The organism is Clostridium sp. YIM B02555 (assembly GCF_022320955.1).
GTDB lineage: Bacteria > Bacillota > Clostridia > Clostridiales > Clostridiaceae > Clostridium > Clostridium saccharoperbutylacetonicum.
In genome coordinates this window covers 1-4,212 of record NZ_JAKJJY010000051.1, presented here as the reverse complement: position 1 = coordinate 4,212, position 4,212 = coordinate 1, and the positions used below count along the sequence as shown (strand labels likewise).

General features: G+C 29.0%; 3 protein-coding genes, 1 tRNA gene and 1 rRNA gene. 1 reads left to right on the top strand and 4 read right to left on the bottom strand.

The window, feature by feature from the left end; translation table 11 throughout:
- Window positions 1-496 precede the first annotated feature (496 nt).
- Window positions 497-1,309 (bottom strand): pyruvate, water dikinase regulatory protein, encoded by an 813-nt coding sequence (locus L3B98_RS28730; protein WP_015395613.1) that lies wholly within the window; start codon window positions 1,307-1,309, stop codon window positions 497-499.
- 194 nt (window positions 1,310-1,503) lie between these two features.
- On the opposite strand from L3B98_RS28730, the gene L3B98_RS28725 reads away from it, so the two are divergent.
- Window positions 1,504-2,253 carry a signal peptidase II gene (locus tag L3B98_RS28725; protein ID WP_015395614.1) on the top strand — a complete coding sequence of 250 codons (750 nt, stop codon included), beginning with the start codon at window positions 1,504-1,506 and terminating at the stop codon, window positions 2,251-2,253.
- Window positions 2,254-2,393: 140 nt separating this feature from the next.
- Here the strand turns inward: L3B98_RS28725 and L3B98_RS28720 are convergent.
- The 3 genes from L3B98_RS28720 to L3B98_RS28710 all read right to left on the bottom strand — a co-directional run bounded on the left by L3B98_RS28720 (window position 2,394) and on the right by L3B98_RS28710 (window position 3,819).
- Window positions 2,394-2,469 (bottom strand) — tRNA-Lys (locus L3B98_RS28720).
- Window positions 2,470-2,474: 5 nt separating this feature from the next.
- A 5S ribosomal RNA gene (gene rrf, locus L3B98_RS28715) occupies window positions 2,475-2,591 on the bottom strand.
- A 280-nt stretch (window positions 2,592-2,871) separates the two neighbouring features.
- Entirely contained in the window at window positions 2,872-3,819 is a 948-nt protein-coding gene (locus L3B98_RS28710) for an L-lactate dehydrogenase (RefSeq protein WP_238919208.1), read from the bottom strand.
- Between the last annotated feature and the right edge of the window lie 393 nt (window positions 3,820-4,212).

The window sequence follows — 4,212 nt, the reverse complement described above, 5'->3', positions numbered from 1 at the left end:
AAAATTGCTGGTTTACTTAAATGTATTTATCTTATTCTGTTCAATTTTCAAAGACCATTTTCTTTCTTACAGCCTTCGCTGTAATCTTTAGTTTATCGCCTCAAGCGACTTTTTCATTATATCACTCGTCTCAAATCATGTCAACAACTTTTTAGAAATAATTTAAACATTATCTGAATGCATTATTTTTAAGTTATTTACTAGCCTTGCGACGTTTTTTATCTTATCACATACAGTTACAATTTCAAAATACTAATTTATGCTATTTAGAGACTTTAAATTATCCATGCTAATAAATTCATGCTAAATCCTCTCATATTCTACTAGTGATACACTTGGATTAGTTATACTATTTTCCTTTTAAAATTTGAAAAGTTCTTTATTCAATTTATAAAAAATTAAACCAGAGAACTTCATTTTATGCAAGTAAGTTTATATATATTTCCTCACAAAATGAAAGCTTCTCTGGTTATTTATAAAGATTCAACACTATGTATTATACATTATTTTCATTATGATTTATTTTTTCTAATATAATTAGCGCAGTATCCTCAATTGCTCTTTCTGTAACATCTATAGTTTTACAACCTATTTTTCTCATTATTTTATCCGCAAAATCAAGTTCTTCTAATACTCTAGCGTCCCCTGCATACTCAATATCAGAAGTAATCCTATGAAATTTATCCAATCTTCTCTTTCTAATTTCAATTAATCTAAGTGGATTTATGGTTAAACCAAATATCTTTTTCCTATCTATCTCATATATTTCATCTGGTACTCCTACTTCTGGCATTAATGGAATGTTTATTGCCTTTACACCTTTATTAGCTAGATACATGCACAATGGTGTTTTAGATGTCCTTGAAAGTCCAATCAATACAACATCTGCGTTTTTAAGGCCTCTATAATCTTTGCTGTCATCATATTGCATTGCAAATTCCATCGCTTCTATTCTTTTAAAGTACACTTCATCTGTTTGTCTCATTGCTCCCGGATTATATGAAGGTACCTTACCTAGTATTGTAGACGCAACATTAATGATTGGGCCTAAAACATTCATAACCAATATATTTCTTTCCATTGCTTTTTGTGTCAGGTATTCACGTACATTTACAGTAATAATTGTAGATACTATTATTACATTTTCATATTCAGCTGCTATACTCATTACCTCTTCAATATCTTCTAATGCTTTTACATACGGTATTCTTTTAACTTCTATCTTTTCGGTGAATTGACTTGCAGCAGCAACTGCAACTTGATTTGCAGTTTCACCTATTGAATCAGACACCGCTAAAATTGTTAACATAATTTATACCTTCTTTCTCATATTATTATACTCTTTATACCTGTGCATTAACCATTATTTTCAAATCAATTACTTATATAATCTTCTTATTTATATATTAAATCAATTTCACTTTATTTAATAGTAGTGAAATTTTTTTTTGCATATGTTACACTTTACTATAACATAACATAATTGCAATTGGAGGTACTTAAATGAAAAATAAAAAAGTATTGACTATAGGTATACTACCTTTAATGTGGGTTCTATATATTCTATTTGAACTTATAACTGGAAGAATAACTGATTCCCAAACAATTCTTTTTAACGTAATGCTAATTCTTTTATTCGCACTAGTAGGTTTCTTTACTTATACTATAGGAACAAAGTATGAGAATGGTTTAAAATTTAATATGTTATCATTTCTATTATTGCTTTTTCTTGTGATAGATCAAGGAATAAAAATACTTATAAAATTTTTTTGGTTCAATAACAATTTCCAAATAATTAAGAACATGTTATCTTTCAATCCGATAATTAATACTGAAGGCTCTTGGTTAAATGCCAGATTTGGTACATCTGTTAGTTTTCCTATTTTAATAACATTAAATATGTTTGCTATAGTTATTTTCTTAGAAATATATAGATACTATTTACATAAAGGGAATAAAGATTTTTGGGCAGATATGTGCTTTGTTTTTGTAATCTGTGGTGCTATTTGTTCACTTATTGACAAAGTATTTTATGGAGGAAGCTTAGATTTTATTGGAATAAGTAATTTATTCATAGCAGATATAAAAGACTTGTATATTAATATGGGTATATTATTCTTTGCTCTCACAATGTTTAACAATGGATCTTTATCGTCAAATGAATCTACATCATTTAAAGATGACATTCAATCTTTGAGAAAATTTTTATTATTTGTAATACATGACTTCTCAAATAAATTCAAATCTCTTTGAATCATATTACTATAACTTTATATTTCTATTAAAGCAAAACTAGACAGATAAAAAAAAGAGTTTTTACATAATTGTAAAAACTCTTTTCTATATAAAAATACTAAGCAAGTTTCTAATAAAAACATTTTAATTTTATTTATTGGTGGCTTACCCGGGAATCGAACCCGGGACACCATGATTAAAAGTCATGTGCTCTACCGACTGAGCTAGTAAACCATTCTACCTCGCAACGTCCTACTCTGCCACACAGTCTCCCATGCAGTACCATCGGCGCTATAGACCTTAACTTTCCTGTTCGGAATGGGAAGGAGTGTTACCTCTATGCCATCATCACGAGATCTTATTCAGTTAACAATTTACAGTTAACAGTTGTACTATTGTGTCGAAAACTTGTCTCAACAAGATTATATTATACAGAAAACAATATCCCTTGTCAACATGTTTTTTAAAACTTTTTTTATTTATTCTTATTAATCTATACTGATGTCTTGATTATATTTGAATATGTCTCTAAAATCCTATATTCATGCACAATTTATATAGCAAAGCACCGGTAAAAGCTAGTGCTTTGCTAAAGTTATTTGAAACTATTTTCCAGAATGATTCATAATCTCCAATTTAGTTTATCTTTTTAATAGACTCTCTTATAAATTGAGTAGATTCTTTAAATTTTAATAATTCATCTTCTGTCATATGAATTTCAACAACCTCTTTTACTCCATCTGAATTCAAGACAGCTGGTACTCCACAAAAAACATCATTTTCCCCATACTCACCTTCCAATAATGTGGATACTGGCATTATTTTATTTTCATCATTTATAATTGCTTTAATTATTCCAACTGTTGCAGTAGCTATTCCATAATATGTGGTACCTTTTCTATTATATACTTCCCAACCTGCTTTCGCTGTTTCTAATACTAATTTGTCTAAATCCACATTTCCAACTCTATCTTTATTATCCTTTAAAATTTCATAGAATGATTTTCCACCAACAGTAACATGAGACCAAGGCACCATTTGAGAATCACCATGTTCTCCCATTGAGTATCCTTGAACGCTACGAGGATCAACATTCAATAATTCTCCTATAAAATTTTTTAATCTAGCTGAATCAACTGAAGTTCCTGTTCCTATGATATGGCTTTTTGGTAAACCTGATATCTTATAAACATGGTACGCGATCATATCTACTGGATTTGAGATTACAATAAAATGGCCTTTAAATCCACTCTTCATTATTGGCTCTACAATCGATTCTACTATTCTAGCTGATAATTCTAATGTTGCTAATCTAGTTTGTCCTGGTTTAGGTGGTGCTCCTGCTGTTATTACTACGATATCAACATCTTCACATTGCTCATAATTCCCCTTAACAACCTTTGTGTTTCGATTTAAATACTCTATACAGTGATTTAAATCCATAACCTCACCAAGTGCTCTTTCTTCATTTATGTCTATCATTAGTATTTCATCGCAAACTCCTTGTGTTATCAAACTAAAAGCTGTACTCGAACCTACTAACCCAGTTCCTACGATTGCAATTTTGCTCTTTCTTAAACCCATATCCAAGTCTCCTTTTTTAAACTAATATTTCAATTTATATATAATTTTCTAGCAATTACTGTAGTTTATGCTATTTTCTCACGATTTTATACATTTCTAAGTTTTACTATGTTTGCATTATGTATTATCTACTAAAGTTAAAGCTAGTGCAACATTTAATTTTATACAATAAATCAATAAAAATATTAATTATTTTATTAATTTATATTTTTATTATTCTTTTTATATAAGTTACCTAAAATATTATTCTAAATTTATTATATTTATAATCTTCAATATAAACAAAAAAAGACTGCTAAATCATTTAGCAGTCTTTGCTTTGGTGCGTCATCAGGGATTCGAACCCTGGACACCCTGATTAAGAGTCAGGTGCTCTACCAACTGAGCTAATCA